12 protein-coding genes and 1 tRNA gene are annotated in these 16583 nt (G+C 69.2%); 8 read left to right on the top strand and 5 right to left on the bottom strand.

Annotated features, from left to right (window positions below; translation table 11 throughout):
• The first annotated feature begins 18 nt into the window (after positions 1–18).
• Positions 19–1206: an alpha/beta hydrolase gene (locus H8B08_RS15555; RefSeq protein WP_187451110.1), complete on the top strand. Its 1188-nt coding sequence runs from the start codon at positions 19–21 to the stop codon at positions 1204–1206.
• A 7-nt stretch (positions 1207–1213) separates the two neighbouring features.
• Here H8B08_RS15555 and H8B08_RS15550 read toward each other — a convergent pair whose 3' ends face one another.
• From H8B08_RS15550 to H8B08_RS15540, 3 genes are all read right to left on the bottom strand, one after another.
• Positions 1214–3484, bottom strand: coding sequence for a TonB-dependent receptor domain-containing protein (locus H8B08_RS15550; RefSeq protein ID WP_187451109.1), 2271 nt, complete (start codon positions 3482–3484; stop codon positions 1214–1216).
• Between the two features lie 181 nt (positions 3485–3665).
• The gene (locus H8B08_RS15545) at positions 3666–4853 is read right to left on the bottom strand and encodes a P1 family peptidase (protein ID WP_187451108.1); all 1188 of its coding nucleotides are present in this window, start codon (positions 4851–4853) and stop codon (positions 3666–3668) included.
• A 72-nt stretch (positions 4854–4925) separates the two neighbouring features.
• A complete protein-coding gene (locus H8B08_RS15540; protein ID WP_187451107.1) occupies positions 4926–6536 on the bottom strand; it encodes a pectate lyase in 1611 nt (536 codons plus the stop codon).
• A 277-nt stretch (positions 6537–6813) separates the two neighbouring features.
• Between H8B08_RS15540 and H8B08_RS15535 the strand changes: the two genes are divergently transcribed.
• The 7 genes from H8B08_RS15535 (at position 6814) to H8B08_RS15505 (ending at position 15440) form a co-directional block, all read left to right on the top strand.
• Positions 6814–8109 (top strand): D-alanyl-D-alanine carboxypeptidase, encoded by a 1296-nt coding sequence (locus tag H8B08_RS15535; protein WP_187451106.1) that lies wholly within the window; start codon positions 6814–6816, stop codon positions 8107–8109.
• A gap of 79 nt (positions 8110–8188) precedes the next feature.
• Entirely contained in the window at positions 8189–9616 is a 1428-nt protein-coding gene (locus H8B08_RS15530; RefSeq protein WP_187451105.1) for an aminotransferase class V-fold PLP-dependent enzyme, read from the top strand.
• A 97-nt stretch (positions 9617–9713) separates the two neighbouring features.
• Positions 9714–10418, top strand: coding sequence for a hypothetical protein (locus H8B08_RS15525; protein ID WP_187451104.1), 705 nt, complete (start codon positions 9714–9716; stop codon positions 10416–10418).
• A gap of 10 nt (positions 10419–10428) precedes the next feature.
• A complete protein-coding gene (locus H8B08_RS15520; RefSeq protein WP_187451103.1) occupies positions 10429–11094 on the top strand; it encodes a MalM family protein in 666 nt (221 codons plus the stop codon).
• A 142-nt stretch (positions 11095–11236) separates the two neighbouring features.
• Positions 11237–12637: a M20/M25/M40 family metallo-hydrolase gene (locus H8B08_RS15515; protein WP_187451102.1), complete on the top strand. Its 1401-nt coding sequence runs from the start codon at positions 11237–11239 to the stop codon at positions 12635–12637.
• Between the two features lie 135 nt (positions 12638–12772).
• Positions 12773–14986: a GNAT family N-acetyltransferase gene (locus tag H8B08_RS15510; protein WP_370545499.1), complete on the top strand. Its 2214-nt coding sequence runs from the start codon at positions 12773–12775 to the stop codon at positions 14984–14986.
• On the top strand, positions 14976–15440 hold the full coding sequence (locus H8B08_RS15505) for an ASCH domain-containing protein (RefSeq protein ID WP_187451100.1): 465 nt from the start codon (positions 14976–14978) through the stop codon (positions 15438–15440). The genes H8B08_RS15510 and H8B08_RS15505 overlap by 11 nt, the downstream gene beginning before the upstream one ends.
• On the opposite strand, the gene H8B08_RS15500 is transcribed toward H8B08_RS15505, so the two are convergent.
• Both H8B08_RS15500 and H8B08_RS15495 read right to left on the bottom strand, forming a co-directional pair.
• Positions 15437–16276 (bottom strand): hypothetical protein, encoded by an 840-nt coding sequence (locus H8B08_RS15500; protein WP_187451099.1) that lies wholly within the window; start codon positions 16274–16276, stop codon positions 15437–15439. The genes H8B08_RS15505 and H8B08_RS15500 overlap by 4 nt on opposite strands.
• A gap of 74 nt (positions 16277–16350) precedes the next feature.
• A tRNA-Thr gene (locus H8B08_RS15495) sits at positions 16351–16426 on the bottom strand.
• Positions 16427–16583: the final 157 nt, after the last annotated feature.

Genomic DNA, 16583 nt, shown 5'->3' with positions numbered 1-16583 from the left:
GCATTCGGGGGGAGTGCGATGGCGTTCATCGGTGCGCGCGGTCTGTGGGCTGCAGGAATTGTCGCGACGGCGCTGGCGGCGCCGGCCTTCGCCCAGGCCACCCTGGAGCTGCGCGTACCGGCCGACACGCCGGCCGCGAGCACGGTCTATGTCGCCGGCTCGTTCAACGGTTGGGACCCGGCCGCCGCCGGCTGGGCGCTGAAGCGCCGTGACGACGGGATCTACGCCCTGACCCTGCCCGCCGACGTGCGCGGGCCGGTCGAGTTCAAGTTCACGCTCGGCAGCTGGGAGCGCGGCGAGCAGACCGCCGACGGGGCGGCTGCGCCCAACCGCGCGGCGACCCTGCCGGCGACCGGCGCCTTCGCCTGGAGCGGCGAGGTGGCCCGCTGGGGTTCTGGCGTCGCCGCCGCGAAGCCGCACACCGCCAGCGCCTCGGTCTCGGTGCTGGCCGAGGGCTTCGCCATCCCGCAGCTGGGCCGCACGCGCAGGATCTGGATCTACTTGCCGCCGGACTACGCCACGAGCCGCAAGCGCTACCCGGTCATCTACATGCACGACGGCCAGAACGTCTTCGACGGCGCCACCTCGGGCTTCGGCGAATGGGGCGTCGACGAGACCCTGGACGGCCTGTTCGCCAAGGGCGATCCGGGCGCCATCGTGGTCGCGGTCGACCACGGCGGCGAGCACCGGCTGGACGAGTACGATCCCTGGCCGAACGCGGTCGACCCCAAGTACGGCGGCGGCGAGGGGGGGGCCTATGTCGACTTCCTGGTCGACACCCTGAAGCCCTATGTCGACGCGCACTACCGCACCCGCCGCGACCCGGCCCACACGGCGGTGATGGGCTCCAGCATGGGCGGGTTGATTTCGCTCTACGCGGCGCTGGAGCGCCCCGACGTGTTCGGCCGGGCCGGGGTGTTCTCCTCGGCCACCTGGCTGGTGCGCGACCAGGTGCTGGCCCTGGCGGCCAGGCCGCGCACGCGCAAGTACGACCAGCGGATCTGGTTCGTCAGCGGCGGGGCGGAGAGCAACACCAGCTCGCCCTTCAGCGTCGGCGAGGACCAGGCCGCGACGGTCGAGGCGTTGGCGCGGGCCGGTTTCCCGGCCTCGGCCGTGCAGGCCAGCGTGCCGGCTGACGGCCAGCATTCCGAGTGGTTCTGGCGGCGGGAGTTCCCCGCCGCCTACCGTTGGCTGTTCGACCGCTAGGGCCTGATCAGCCCCCGCCGCCCGTATCGGCCCCGGCGCCGAAGTCGAAGCCCGGGTCGCGCTGGCGCTTGCCGCCGTCGCCGAAGGTGTAGGTCAGGCCCAGGAACACGCCGCGGATGTTCATCTCGCGTTCGGTGCGGTCGTGGATGGTCGGGGTGTCGATCACCAGCCGGTCGCGCATGGTGCCCAGCACGTCTTGGGCGGTCAGGACCACCGACAGCTTCTCGTCGACCTTGTGCCGCCAGCCCAGGTTCAGCATGCCGGTCGGCTCGCGCCAGCCCTGGGCCTGCAGCCGCTTGCCCATGACGAAGGCGTTGATCTGGATGAAGTCCTTGGGCGTGGCCTGCCAGTTCAGCGCGCCGCGACCGCCGACCGACCAGCCCGAACGGCCGTCTGTCGCGGTCACCGCCGAGCCCTCGATCTCCTGCCAGTAGGCGTTGGAGCTGAGGTTGTAGGTCAGGGACTTGGTCAGCCGGCCGTTGGCGACCAGCTCCAGCCCGCCGCTGCGGCTCTCGGCCAGGTTCTCGCGGGTGGTCAGGAAGACGCCGTCCAGGTCGGCCGTCCCCGTCGGATCGCAAAGGGTCGGCACGGTCGTGCAGGCCCGCACGACCTCGGTCACGCCGTCGGTGCTCTGACGGTAATAGGCGGTGGCCAGATAGAAGGTCTGGCCGGCGCGGTACTGCCAGCCGAGCTCGTAGGAGTCGGTCTCCTGCGGCTTAAGGTTCGGGTTGCCGCTGCGCAGGTTGAACGGGTCGACATAGACCACGTACGGGTTCAGGTCCTGGGCCTGCGGGCGCTGGACGCGCTTGGAGTAGCTGGCGGTCAGCTGCTGGCTGTCGGTCAGGTCGTAGGCCAGGTGCAGGCTGGGATAGACCCCGCTGTAGTCGTTCTGCGCGGTGACGGCCGAGGTCACCTGGTTCATGTCGATGTCCACCTGCTCCAGCCGCAGGCCGACCAGGGCGGTCACCGGACCCAGCGGCCGCTCATAAGTGGCGTAGGCGGCCTGGACCGTCTGGTCGTAGAGGAAGCGGTTGGTCCGCGCCGCGTCGACCGTGGCGGAGCCGGCGTCGAGCCCACTGACGCCCCGGTTGTCGTAGTCGTTTTCCGAGCGCTCGATCTGCAGCCCGGTCTTCAGCTTGGCCCGGTCGCCGACCGGCCGGGTGTAGTCCAGTTTGAACTGCGTCTCGTCCTGGACGATCTCGTTGTGGGTCGCCTCGTACGGGTCGGCCCCGCCGGGAAGGGTCCCGCTCTGCAGCGCGCGCATCCGGCGGTCGCCCTCCGTGCGCTCGAAGCTGAGGTCGGCGACCAGCTCGTGCTCGTCGCCCTTGAACTTGCGCCGCCAGCTGGCGCTGGCCTCGGTGTTGGACCGCTCCATGGAGGAGGACGCCGCGCGATCGTAGGCGGTCGCCACCGCGCCGGTCGAATCTTCGCCCTCGTAGCTCTCCAGGCTGTCGCTGGAGAACTTCATGCCGCGATGGCGGATCTCGGCGCTGACCCGGGTGGCGGCGTCCAGGTCGTAGTCGAGATTGCCGCGCAGGTTGCGCCCGTCGCCGGTCCCGTCGGACTTCGAGCGCTGGCGGCTGTCGATGAACTGGCCGCTGCCGACGTCGAAGCGCGAGCGGTCGGTCGAGGTCTCGCCGTCCATCACGTCGTGTCGCACGCCGGCGTCGCCGGACAGGCCCAGCTTGCCGGCCATGACCGACCCGCTGACGCCGCCGTTGTAGCGGCCGTCGGTGCCGACGTTGGCGCGCACCGAGCCGGAGCGGCCGGACTTCTTGCCCTTCTTGGTCACCAGGTTGATCACCCCGGCCGTACCTTCGGGGCTGAAGGCGGCCGAGGGGTTGGTCATCACCTCGACCCGGTCGATCTGGTCGGCCGGCATCTGCTGCAGGGCGTCGGCCTTGCCGTCGCCCTTGAACATGCCCGACGGGCGCCCGTCGACCAGGATGGTGACGTTGGCGTCGCCGCGCAGGCTGATGTTGCCCTGCACGTCGACCTCGACCGAGGGCACGTTGCGCAGGGCGTCGCCGATCGAGCCGTTGGTCGCGCCCAGGTCGTTGGCCACGCTGTAGCTGCGCCGGTCGATCGAGCTGCGGAACCCGTTGCGCTGGCCGGTGACGGTCACGTCCTGCACGGCGTTTTCGTCGGCCGCCTTGCCGGCCGGACCCTTGCCCTGGGCGGGCGCCGGGGCGGCCGGCTGCGGCTTCGGGGCCGGCGGGGTCTGCGCGAATCCGACCGTGGCCGGCGCCAGGACGGCGGCCGCCGCGAGCAAGCTCATCTTAAACTTCAAAAACGGCCCCCTGGCGGCTCCGCCGCCCGCAGATCGGAGCGCCCCCGACAGGCGCGACAGTTACACGGCCCCGCTTGCGATTTCCGTCGCGCGGGAACGCGGCCGACCCAAGCTCACGGCCAAGCTGGGTGCAAATGTCTTTTTGGAAAGGTTGGTTCCGGTCAGCCGCTCAGCGCGTGGTGATCCGGTGCTCGTCCAGCACGCGCCGGACCGCGGCGACGTCCAGCGCCTCGACCACCACAGGCAGGCCGGTGGCCGGGTCGACGCTGCGGGTCGTGGTCGCCATCAGCAGCGAGTTGTAGATCGCCTCCTCGGTCGCCTCGGCGGCGGCGGCGAACAGGGGCGAGGTCTGGTCGTTGGGCAGGTCGGCGACCGTCGCCACGTCGCGCCGGCGCTCGGGCGTGCGGCGCACGGCCTCGGCGGTGGAGAAGGCGATCGCGTAGTCGCCCGAGCCGTTGGAAAAGGTCGAGCCGGTGCGCGCCAGGCCGGCGATGGCGCGGCGCGCCAGCCGGGCCAGGTTGCGGTCGCTGAGCGGCGCGTCGGTGGCGACCACGATCATGATCGAGCCGTCGGCGCTGGAGTCCTCGACGTACTCCTTCAGGTGATAGCGGCCCAGCGCCCGGCCGACCGGCGCCCCGCCCATGGACAGCACGCCGCCGTAGTTGGTCTGCACCAGCACGCCCACGGTCCAGCCGCCGAGCGTCTTCGGCAGCACCCGCGAGCTGGTCCCGATCCCGCCCTTCCAGCCGAAGGCCACCGTGCCGGTCCCGGCCCCTACGCAGCCCTCCTCGACCGGACCCGGGCGCGCAGCCTCGATGGCGGCGCGCACGTGCTGGACCGTCACCCCGCGAGAGCGGATGTCGTTCAACCGGCCGTCGTTGGTCTCGCCGACCACGGCGTTGACCGAGCGGACGTCCCCATTGCCGGGCTGGGCCAGGGTCCAGTCGATCACCGCCTCGACCCCGCGCGCGACCGCGAGCGTGTTGGTCAGCACGATCGGCGTCTCGATCTCGCCCAGCTCGACGATCTGGGTCGCGCCGGCCAGCTTGCCGAAGCCGTTGGCCACTTCCAGGCCGGCCGGAACCTTGTCCTGAAACAGGTTGCCGCCGTGCGGCAGGACGGCGGTGACGCCGGTGCGCACGCGGTCGCCCTCGATGATCGTCACCTGGCCGACCCGCACGCCCGCCACGTCGGTGACGGCGTTGAGCGCGCCGGGCTTCAGCACGCCGGGCTTCAGGCCGATGTCGCGCGCGCGGACCCGGGTCGCTTCGGTCATGGGTTTCGCCTCTCCCGCCTTCGCCGCCGACGCGGCCGCCAGGCTCGCGGGCAGGGCCTTCAGCACCGATCGCCGCAACATCCCCGACCTCCGCCTCACGCTTGCGAGGCGAACAGTGGCGCGCCCGCCCCGGCGCCGTCCAGAGCGCAGGCCCTAGGCGGACGCCAGATGCTCGATCAGCACGCCCATGTTCTGGACGTAGATCCCGGTCGAGATGCCGACCACCGGCGTGTCGGTGACGTAGGGCGAGGTGTCGGTCGCGTCGCCGACCAGGGTGCGCGAGAAGTCGCCGGGCGCGACTTCGGCCGGGCTGTCGCCGCGATAGGGGTGGCTGGTGGACTTCAGCATGGTCGGCCACCAGCCCTGGGCGTTCAGGCCGGCCACCAGCTCGGCCACGCGCGCGGCCTCGCTGGACGCGGCCGGAGGCGCGCCGCGGTTGCTGTTGAGATCGGACACCTCGACCGGCCGGGTGGCGAAGAAGCGCGGCAGCGGCGAGCGTCCGGCCTTCAGGGGCGAGCCGCGGCTGGCCAGCTCGGGCGGAGTGGCCCTGAGCGCTTCGTAGCGCCGGCGCAAGCCCGCCACGTCCAACTTCCGTTGCGAGGAATAGTGACCGACGGTGTTCGCCGGATCGTAGTCCGCCCAGTAGACCCCGTTGGTCACGTTCGACCCGCGCCGGTGGAGGAACAGGGGCCGGTTGGTCCCGGGCTCGACGAAGGTCGGGTGCGTGCGGCCGTCGACGCGCAGGGCCTCGGGCAGGGCCACGCCGTCCAGCCAGTCGAGCGCCTCGGGCACGCGCGCCAGGAAGCGGGCGTCGCCGGTCAGCTCGTAGAAGGTCATCAGCTGAGCGAGGTTGTTGGCGGTGGTGTGGGTGACGACCGCGGTCGGCTCGTAGGTGCGCGCGCCGATCGGCTTCAGGTCGGGGCCGTGCTGCAGGCCCCAGCCGGCCTGCGGGGCCGGCTGCTGGGTCGCCACGAAGCTGTCCATGGCGCGATGCACTGCGTCCAGCAGGCGCGGCTCGCCCAGCACCTGCCAGGCCATGATCAGGAACTTGATGTTCTCGCCGGCGACGTCGTCGTTGAAGGTCAGGAAGCCGGTGTAGTCGGGCCGGCCCTGCTTGGAGAACTCGCCCGCCCGCGGCCAGCGCTGCGGCCAGCCGCCGACCGGCAGCTGGCTGTCCAGCACGAAGCCGATCGCCCGGTCGAGCGCCGCCTTCACGCGCTTGTCTCCGGTCTGGGCGTAGAGGCGCAGCAGCAGCTGCATGGCCTCCGAGGTGCCGGCGTCGTCGAAGGTGGCGTTGCCGTAGTAGTGCTGGAATTCCTCCAGCCGCCAGGCGTTCTTGCCGACCGTGGCGTACCAGTCGCGCAGCGATTGTTCACCCGCCAGGTCGATCAAGTAGTTCCAGCCGCCGCTCGGGTGCTGGCCGCGGATCAGCGCGCCGGCCGCCTGCTCGGCCGCCCGCAGGTAGTCGGCGTCGCCGGTGACGTTGAACGCGTCGAGGAACAGGTGGCCCACCGTCGCCGTGCCGGGCGGCTGCACCCAGATCATGGTCGGCTTGGCTTCCAACTCGCCCCAGCGGCGGGAAAAGTCGGGCAGGTAGGACCAGACGTAGCCGCCCTGGTAGGCGACCTTGTCGACCATGAAGGCGGTGGCCCGCTTCATGGTGGCCAGCACCTCCGCGCGCGAGGGCGCGGCGGCGCGCGCCGGCAGGGCGGCCATTGCGGTCAGGGCCGAGGCGCCGGCCAGCAGGCGACGTCGATCAAGCATGGAAACCTCCCCCGCGGGCGTTCTGGCGGCCCGTCGACCCGCAATGGACGCCAGCTTGACACCGGTGTCAACGCGAGGCCGCCGCCGCTCTCGCCACGCCGGACTTCTGGCGTCCGCAGGATCACGGACAGGGGAGACCCGCAGGCGATCGTTGTCGCGCCTGCGCCCGCCGCACGAGGATTTGATCCCCGAAAATTGTTGCCGCCGGGCGATCAATTGTGAAGGTTGCTGGGGACGTCGTTGGTCGGGCCGCGTCCGAACGGCAGGGGGGATGCTCATGACACGTGCCGCTCGCCGGAGCGGGAGCGTTTACGCCGTGTTCGCCGGCGTGCTCGCCCTTCTCGCCTGCCTCCTGCCGCCCCTGACGGCCACCGCCGCCGAGCGCTACGCCTCCGTGGTCATGGACGCCGGCACCGGCGAGATCCTCTACGAGCGCAACGCCGACGACCTGCGCTACCCGGCCTCGGTCACCAAGGTCATGACCCTGTACGTGACCTTCGCGGCCCTCTCGGACGGCTCGCTCAAGCTGACCGACAAGGTGACCATCTCGCCGCGCGCCGCCCGCCAGCCCCCGTCCAAGCTGGGCCTGCGGGCCGGCGACAAGATCACGGTCGAACAGGCGATCTTCGCGCTGTGCACCAAGTCGGCGAACGACGTGGCCGTGGCCCTGGCCGAACGGGTGGCCGGCAGCGAGGCCAAGTTCGAGAAGCGCATGAACGAGCGCGCCCGCAAGCTGGGCATGTCCAAGACCCGCTTCGTGAACCCGCACGGCCTGCCCGACCCGCGTCACGTCTCGACCGCCCACGACCTGGCGCTCCTGTCGCGGGCCGTGCAGCGCGACTTCCCCAAGTACTACAGCTATTTCGGCGCCCAGAGCTTCACCTTCCGCGGCCATCGGATCCGCAACCACAACGGCCTGCTGGGCCAGGCGCCCGGCGTCGACGGCATCAAGACCGGCTACACCCGCGCGTCGGGCTTCAATCTCGCCGCCTCCGGCGTGCGCGACGGCCGCCGATTGATCGTCGTGGTGCTGGGCGGCCGCTCGCCCCGCAGCCGCAACGACCATGTCGCCGCCCTCCTGGACGCCGGCTTCGCGGTGCTGCGCGCCCGCAAGACCGACAAGCCCCTGACCATCGCCGGCTATCTGGCCGGCCACGGGGGCGAGGCGACGCCGGTCTCCGACGAAACCGCCACGGCCATGGGCGACGACGACGAGACCGACGCGGGCGAGGAGGGCGAAGAAGACGTGGGCGTCGAGACGCCCGCCCCGGCGCCGGCGGTCACGCCCGCCGCCGTGCGCGAGACCAAGGCGCGGGCCAAGCTCGAGGTCAGGGTCGAAGCGGGCGCCTGGCAGATCCAGGTCGGCGCCTTCAAGAAGCGCTCCGACGCGAACGCGGCGCTGAAGGACGTGCGCAAGCGCTTCCGCGCGCAGGTCGAGGGCGCGGCGGAGAGCGTCAGCAGCGGCGGCGGCTGGCACCGGGCGCGCTTCACCGGGCTGTCGGAGGACGCCGCCGGGGCCGCCTGCGAGGCCCTGAAGGCTCGCAAGCTGCCCTGCCTGGTGCTGCACGGCTGACGCGACCACGCTTGCCAACCGGCGGGGACGCCGCTTACGGCCTGCGGGCGATCTGAAGCGCGTACCGGAGGCTGATCCCATGACCGACGTCGAGGCCCTGGCGCGCGCGGCCGCGCCGCTCGAACCGGACGCGGCCGAGCGGGCGCGCCTGCTGGAGCTGGTGAGCGAGCACGTCGCGGCCTTCTACGACTGCCTGCCCGACGCCCCGGCCTATCGCGCGCGCGAGGAGGCGCTGGCGCGGCGGGACCAGGCGCTGATCCCCGAGCAGGGTCGCGCGGCCGAAGAGGTGCTGGCCTATGTGCGCGACTGCGTGGACGCGCCGGGCCTGACCGCCGCCTCGCCGCGGTTCATGGGCTACATCCCCGGCGGCGGCCTGTTCCATTCGGCGCTCGGCGACCTGCTGGCGGCCACGGCCAACAAGTATTCCGGCTTCGCCTCGGCGGGGCCGGGCGCGACCCTGCTCGAGAACACCACGGTGGCCTGGCTGGCGAAGGCTGTCGGCTTTCCGGAAAGCTCGGCGGGCGTGCTCACCTCGGGCGGCAGTCTGGCGACGCTCACCGCCGTGGTCGCCGCCCGCGACGCCCGCGACCCGGACGGCGGCGGGGCGGTCTACCAGACCCGCTTCACCCACCACTGCGTGCACAAGGCCCTGCACATCGCCGGCCGCGGCCGCGCGCCGCTGCGCCTGATCGAGACCGACGAACACCGGCGCATGTCGCCAGAAGCGCTCGAGGCCGCGATCCTGAAGGACAAGGCGCAGGGCCTGCGCCCCTGGCTGGTGGTCGCCTCGGCCGGCACGGTCGACACCGGCTCGGTCGATCCGCTGGACGCGATCGCCGAGGTCTGCGCCCGGCACGGCGTGTGGCTGCACGTCGACGGCGCCTACGGCGGGCTGTTCCACCTGTGCCCGGAGGGGCAGACGATCCTGAAGGGCATCGAGCGGGCCGACAGCCTGGTGCTGGATCCGCACAAGGCGCTGTTCCTGCCGTACGGCACCGGCGCGGCCCTGGTTCGCGACGGCCAGCTGCTGCACGACGCCTTCGCCGCCACCGCCGCCTATCTGGAGCCGCTGAGCGAGACCCATGTCGGCCCGTCGCCCTCGGATCTCGGCCCCGAGCTGACCCGCCACTTCCGGGCGCTGCGCCTGTGGCTGCCGCTGCAGCTGGCCGGGGCCGCCGCCTTCCGCGCCGCCCTGTCCGAGAAGCTGGCCCTGGCCCGGCGCTTCCACGAGCGGCTGTCGCAGATCGAGGGCTTCGACGCGGGCCCGTCGCCGGACCTGTCGGTGGTCGCCTTCCGCTACCTGCCTGAGCGGCACGACCCGAACGTCTTCAACCACGCCCTGCAGGCCTGGCTGCAGCAGGACGGGCGGGTGTTCGTCAGCGGCACCCGCATCGACGGCGACGTCTATCTGCGCTGCGCGATCCTGTGCTTCCGCACCCATGCGCAGCACGTCGACGAGCTGGTCGAGCGGCTGGTCGCGGGCGTGCGCGAACTGGAGGCGCGCTGAGGCGGGATTCGCGTAACAGCAATCTTCGGTTGTATTGCTTGACAGTACGAGGCCCCGGCGCGCATTTGTCGCGGTGTTCGGTGGGGGATCGTCTCAAATGCATAAAGTTCTCGTCGCGGCCGGTCTGGCCGTGTCTCTGTCCGCGTGCGCCTCGACTTACGTCGGCAAGCCCTATGACCGCGCCGCGGCCAATGTTCAGTCCATCGGTATTGCCGACGACGCGCTGCCGGAGAAGGCGACCGCCTCGGAAGTCGCCTCGGTCGGCTCCAACTTCGGCCTGGTCGGCGCCCTGGCGAACGCCGCCATCCAGCAGAGCCGCGAAAAGGCCATCAACGACGCCCTGGCCGGCGCCGGCTTCGACGCCGAGGCCCGCCTGGAGCAGCGCGTGATCACCTCGCTGGACGCCCAGGGCTATCGCGCCAAGGTTGAACAGAACGCGGTCCGCCAGAAGCGCGTCTACCTGGCCAGCTACAACAGCGCTGGCGACAAGCCGGACGCCTACCTCGACATCGTGGTCACCAACTACGGCTACCTGTCCGCCGGCGTCGGCCAGCCGTGGCGCCCGACGGTGGCGGCCACCGTGCGTCTGGTCAGCGCCTCCGACAGCTCCAAGGTGCTGATGGAGAACCAGATCGTCTACAACGGCATGTATCCGCAGAAGGGCGTCATCACCCTGTCGGCCAACCCGGAGTACGCCTTCCTGGACCGCGAGGACATGCTGGCCGACCCGGCGCGTCTGGCCGGCGGCATCGAGGACGCCCTGAACAAGGTGGCCGACACCGCGGTCGGCTTGCTGCGCTAAGGGGGACGCCGTGCGCTTCACTCTCAACCTTTCGGTCATGGCCGCGGCGGCCGGCCTGCTCGGCGCCTGCGCGGGCACCTCGTCCGTGGCGATCGTGCCGACGGCCGTCGTCCACTATGACCGCCAGGGGTGCCCGACCCAGCCCGATCTGGGCGCGGCGCTCTCGCTGACGCCCGAGAAGGAAAAGGCGGCGCACACCGTCACCACCCCGGTTCGGGCCGGCTCCGGCTGCCTGACCTGGGCCGGAAAGGCGACGCCCTACGTGGTCTACGCCCTGCCGGCCGACGTCGAGGACAAGACCTTCGACGTGGGCGCCAGCCTGGAAAGCCAGCGCATCTTCGCGCCGGAGGTTACCGTGCTCGACGGACAGGGCGCCCCGACGCGGACCTTCGCGCGCGACCAGTTCCTTTATCGCGGCGGCGTCTATTCGGTGCAGTTCCGGGCCAGGCCGGGCGACGCCTACGTGCTGGTCACCGCCGCGCCGGAGCTGGTGGGCAAGGCGTATGAGTCCATCGCGATCGGCACGACGACGACCACGGCCTACACCGGCGCCGGCTCGGCCAGCTGGACCGTCGGCAACGACAGCGCCCAGTCCCGCACCTTCTCCTACGAAGGCGTGGCGCAGGTGTCGGTGTTCGACAGCGACACCAAGGAAGCCGCCAAGAAGCCGGGCTGAGCATTCGCGCCCCGGCGCGACCGGCCGCCCCGCGCCCGCGGGGCGGCCTTTTCTTTTTGGACTTCAGTCCAGCGCTCGCGGGCTCTTCCCGACGGGCCCGCGAGGCGCTCTACTGCCGCGGTTCTAGTCGGGGAAATGGACCATGCGGACTTCGATTCTTTTGGCGGGCGTCGCGGCGCTGACCCTAGCGGCCGGCGCCCAGGCGGCGCCGAAGCCGGTCGCGCATCCGCAGGCCGAGGCCCAGGCGCTGGAGCTGGCCAAGCAGGCCATCGCGCTGCGCTCGGTCGCCGGCCCGGGCAACCAGACCCCCGAGGTCGCCGCCCTGTTCAGGAACGCGCTGGTCGCCGGCGGCTTCGCCGCCGAGGACGTCACCGTCGCCCCGGTGGACGACACCGCCTACCTGATCGCCCGCTGGCCGGGCAGCGATCCCAAGCTGAAGCCGCTGGTCATTTCCGGCCACATGGACGTGGTCGAGGCCAAGGCCGCCGACTGGACCCGCGATCCGTTCACCCCGGTGGTCGAGAACGGCTACCTGTACGGCCGCGGCGCGACCGACATGAAGCTGGACGGGGCGATCGCCGTCGCCTCGCTGATCGAGCTGAAGCGCCAGGGCTACAAGCCGCGCCGCACCATCATCATCGAGTTCTCCGGCGACGAGGAGACCACGATGAAGACCAGCGCCATCATCGCCGAGAAGCTCAAGGACGCCGAGCTGGTGCTGAACGTCGACGGCGGCGGCGGCTCGCTCGACGAGAAGACCGGCGCGCCGCTGTACTTCACCTGGCAGGGCGCCGAGAAGACCTACGCCGACTTCAAGCTGACCGTCACCAACCCGGGCGGCCACTCCTCGGCGCCGCGCGCCGACAACGCTGTCTACCGGCTGTCGGCCGCCCTGTTGCGCATCCAGGCCAAGCCGTTCACGCCCGAGCTCAGCCCGCTGACCAAGGCCTATTTCGAGGCCGCGGCGAAGTACGAGCAGCCGGAGACCGGCGCGGCGATGCGGGCCTTCGCCGCCGACCCGACCGACCAGAAGGCGATCGCCACCCTGAGGGCCGACCCGGCCACGGTGGGCAAGATCGGCACCACCTGCGTGGTGACCATGATCAACGGCGGTCACGCGCTGAACGCCCTGCCGCAGCGGGCCGAGGCCAACATCAACTGCCGCATCTTCCCCGGCCACAAGCCGGCCGACATCATGGCCGAGCTGCAGGCCGCCGCCGCCGACCCGGCCGTCGCCTTCACCGACGTGACCGAGGGCTCGGTCCCCAACGACGCCTCGCCCATGCGCGCGGACTTCGAGGCGGCGGTGAAGAAGGCCCTGGGCAAGGTCTATCCGGGCGTGCCGGTGTTCCCGAGCATGGCGTCCGGAGCCAGCGACAACATGTGGTTCCGCTATCACGACGTGCCGGCCTACGGGGCCAGCCCGACCTTCCTGAAGGGCTCGGACGACTTCAGCCACGGCCTGAACGAGCGCACGCCGATCGCCAACATCCAGCCGGCGATCACGTACTACCTGTCGGTGGTGGGGGATTTGTCGAAGTAGGCGGGGCGCGTCGGGAAGTGATGCTCGCGTATCCCCGCGCTGGCTAGGTCAGGTTACCAGCCGACATGTTGTTGCTGGTAATGGTGCCGGCGCGGCTTCCACGGACGCCGCATAGACCATGCCCGCTTGCTGCTCGTGACGTGCGGACTCGAAGCAGCTTACGCTGAAACTGCCGCCAACCGGTGGTGGTCGATAAACCGGCAGAACGTTATGGCCTTCCGAATAGAGACGAAGCCCGCAGCCATCTTGGACTTCGTTGCGGACATCCGGGCGGCTGCGGACAGTGACAAGGAGGCCTTGGGATTCCTTCCGGGATCGGCCTACGATCAGGCCGTTCACAAGGGCGAACTGACGATTGTTCTGAAGGGCGACGCACAAGACTCGAAGTATGCTGGACACATCTGGGTCAGCGGAACTTATCCGCACGCTCGGATCGTTCAGCTGTTTGTTGCTCAGCCGTTTCGGGGTCAGAAGCTTTCTACACGCTTGTTGCGCGCGGCAATTCAGACGGCAGAAGCGCGGGGCTATCTCTCGATCAAGGCCAACGTCGCCGCCGATTTGCCAGCGAACCACGTCTATGAACATCACGGGTTCGTTGTTGCCCGGACCAAGCCGGGCGGCCAGGCCCGGAATCGCCAAATCCACGTTAGGGCCAGGGAGTTGTCGACGCCGACGCTGTTCAACTACCGCCCGCTGCCCTCAGTGCCGGTCGGCGAAGCAAGCAGCAGCTCGGACGTCCAGCCCCTTTACCTCATAGACTTGAACGTCTTTTTCGACGCGACGCGCAAGCGGCGCGCGACGGCTGCCGCCGAGAAAATTCTGGCGGCGGCGCTGAACAGCGGGGTCCGCCTCGCTGTCACCACGGAATTCGTAAAAGAGCTGCAGCGCACAACCATCGGCAAGGACGATCCGGTCCTAAGCTTCGCTAAGCAGCTGCCCTCCGTCGCAGCCCCCTCCCAGCCGGAGGTCGCAAGCCTCGCGGCGCGTTTGGCTCCCCTTGTCTTTGCGGATAAGGCCCGCAACGGGCAGCTGTCGCCCAACGACACGTCTGATCTGAAGCATCTGGCGGAAGCCATTCTGGTCGGCGCTGCGGGGTTCGTGACAAGCGAGCGCGCAATTATCCGGGCTCACGCCGACCTCGTTGAACAGCATCGCCTCAGCATCTGGTCGACTGAGGATTTCGCCACTTTCGTGACGCCCGCCTTTTCAGAGCTGCCAGCGAACGGGCATGCCGAGCACGATCTTGCCTTCACAGAGGAGGCATTGTCGTCCGAAGCGTTGGCCTTCCTTAAGACGCACGGCGTGACGGACAGCACTGTCGTGGCATTCCAGCGCCGCGACGCTGCCGATAGGCGGTTCCGCTATATCGCCGCTAGGGAGGCCAAGGCGCTGATAGCTTTCGTGGCCTATCGCGCAGCCACTGACCCGAACGATCCGGCAGGCCTTTTGCTTGTCGCCGACCCTCGCCACCCAGCAACGCCAACCGCGTTGGACTTTCTGATCGAGCATGCCGTGCGTGCCTCGAGTTTGTCTCGGCCGTCGCTCATCGAAATGGCACATACGGACGATCAGCCGGTTGTGCGACGGACCGCCATCGCCAACGGCTTCCTGGCTGCGGGCACCGGCAACGGCAGCGCCTTGCGGAAGATGACGGTCGGAACTGCAGTTACTCCCGCCAACTGGTCGATCCTACGCGACCGAATCCAAAGAGGCGCAGGCTTCACTCTGCCGGCTGACTGCCCCGCTTTCCAGGATGACGAACAGGAGATCGGAATTGCGCTGGATGGCCGAGCCGCCACCGTGTCTTTGGCGAACCTGGAGTCTATGACGGCCCCCGGACTGTTCCTGCTCACCGGTCGTCCCGTCGCCATCGTTCCGATTCGCCGGACTTGGTCAGAGGACTTGGTCGGCGGGGCCCAACTCAGTCTATGGCCGAAACCCGAGGCCGCGTTTCGATCGCGACGGGTCTATTTCGCTTCCGTTGCCAACCAGCACAATCTCGTCAAAGGGCGGCCCATCATCCTCTACGAGTCGGGCAAGCAGGGCGGCCGCGGGGCGGCTATTGCGGTGGCTCGCGTGTCGTCAGCCGAGGCGGTGTCTAAGTCCCATGCCCCCGACGCGCTACTGCGCGCGGCTGTTGTACGGGGCTCGGCCCTGAACGATCTAGTGAAGGGTACGACCGTTCTTGCCGTATGGTTCGACAATATCATGCGGTTCGAGAACCCGGTGTCCTTTCAGCGCATGGAATCGTTCGGCATGGCCGACAAAACTAAGCTCGTTAAGAGCCACATGCTCCAATTTGAGACTGCAGTAAAAATCCTCGATTTCGGACGCCCTCATGCGCGATGAAGATCCGATCATGCTCTCGGTCTCCCCGAAGTACGCGCGGGCGATCCTAGCTGGCGTGAAGGGCGTCGAGTTGCGGCGCCGCGCGCCCCGACTCCACGGCGGGACCCGAGCTTGGCTCTATTCGACGCTTCCGGTCGGCGAAGTGGTAGCCGTGCTGACCATCGAAAAGGTCATTGAGGCGCCGCTAGATGAACTTTGGACGCGCTATGGTTCTCATGCCGCGATTTCTCGGCCGGCCTTCGACACTTATTTCGCGGGCCTGGACCGCGGTGCCGCCCTGATCATCCGGGATGTCCAGGCACTCAAGAATCCTGTCTCCCTGCAATCGTTGCGCGAAGGGGGCGCGTTTCAGCCTCCCCAGTTTTACAGGCGGGTGCGCGCGGGTGCCCCGGAAGCGCGGCTGTGCGACAGTGAGTTGCATCCTGTTATGCGACCAGCGCTCGGCCAGGGCTAGGTCGTTCGCTCAGACAAAGCACTTCGGTGTCCTCGCCCGGCCTGCTCTCGTGCAACCCGCAACGCCAGTGCTTGTAGGAACGGAGCGCGATAGCCGTGGCGGGAGGACAAAGCGAGCCACGGGTGCTCGGCACCGAAGCGAGGCGCAAGCGCGACCGTGTTGGCGTGCAGCGAAAAATAGACGAATGCCGACGACATGAAGCTCTCCGTGCCAATGGGCATGTCGGAGGTCGGCAAGGAGTTGTTCTCCCAGCCAACATGGAGGCCCAAGCGTCCTGTCGGAAATGGAGAGAACGTCCAGAGCAAGGTGAGCCGGAACCGCCGGAACACGTAGTCCACGACGCTTTCGCCAAGTGCGAGCTTCTCGCGATCAAACGCCCGGTTGGGGTTTGAGACCATGGCCATGTAGCGCACGTGCGCAAAGGTGGGGTCGTAACCGCCTATTGATATGGTTTTTCCGACGTTGGGAGGCAGGTCGAATCTGCCAGCTGCTAGGTCGGGAGTGACGACATAGAACACAGGCGCGAAGCCGTCGCGCTGCTTGAGCGCGTCGGTCGTGTAGACTCGAGTGTTGATCCGACCACCACGCCGGGAGGTAAACTTGATCGTATTGATGCGGTGTGGACTCGCATCACTTGCGTGCACCGAATACCGCCCCTCCTCCTGGCGGGCCACTTTGACTATTTCGTCGCCGGTGCCGGAATTGACGTCGAATCCGAACTCGCCTTTGCGAGGGATCAGCACCAAGTCGCCGTTTGTGCGCTCGATTGCCCGCAGGAACTGCCGCGGCCGGCCAAGGGCATCGATGGTGAATAAGACCTCGTGGTCTTTCGCCATTCTCTATTGATCTGTGGTTGCAAGCATGCAGCTTTCGTAAAAGCTGTCTGCCCGGTTCATCCGAAGGAAGAAAGTGGTGCCGCCTGCGTGACTCGAACACGCGACCTACGCATTACGAATGCGCCGCTCTACCGGCTGAGCTAAGGCGGCCCCGGGGCCTGGGTATTGGCCGGTCCCGCTCGCGCGGGAGGACGGTCGATTTACACGCACCCCGACGTCTTGCCAAGGCCGCCCGCGCGGGCGGGCTTCAAGTCGTGGGCTTGCCGCGGCCGCCGCCGGGACGGCCGCTGCCGGCGCGGCGGCGGGC

The sequence above is a fragment of the Caulobacter sp. 17J80-11 genome (assembly GCF_014349105.1).
Taxonomy (GTDB): domain Bacteria; phylum Pseudomonadota; class Alphaproteobacteria; order Caulobacterales; family Caulobacteraceae; genus 17J80-11.
The sequence above is the reverse complement of the archived record's forward strand: the minus strand, read 5'-3'. Positions and strand labels throughout refer to the sequence as shown.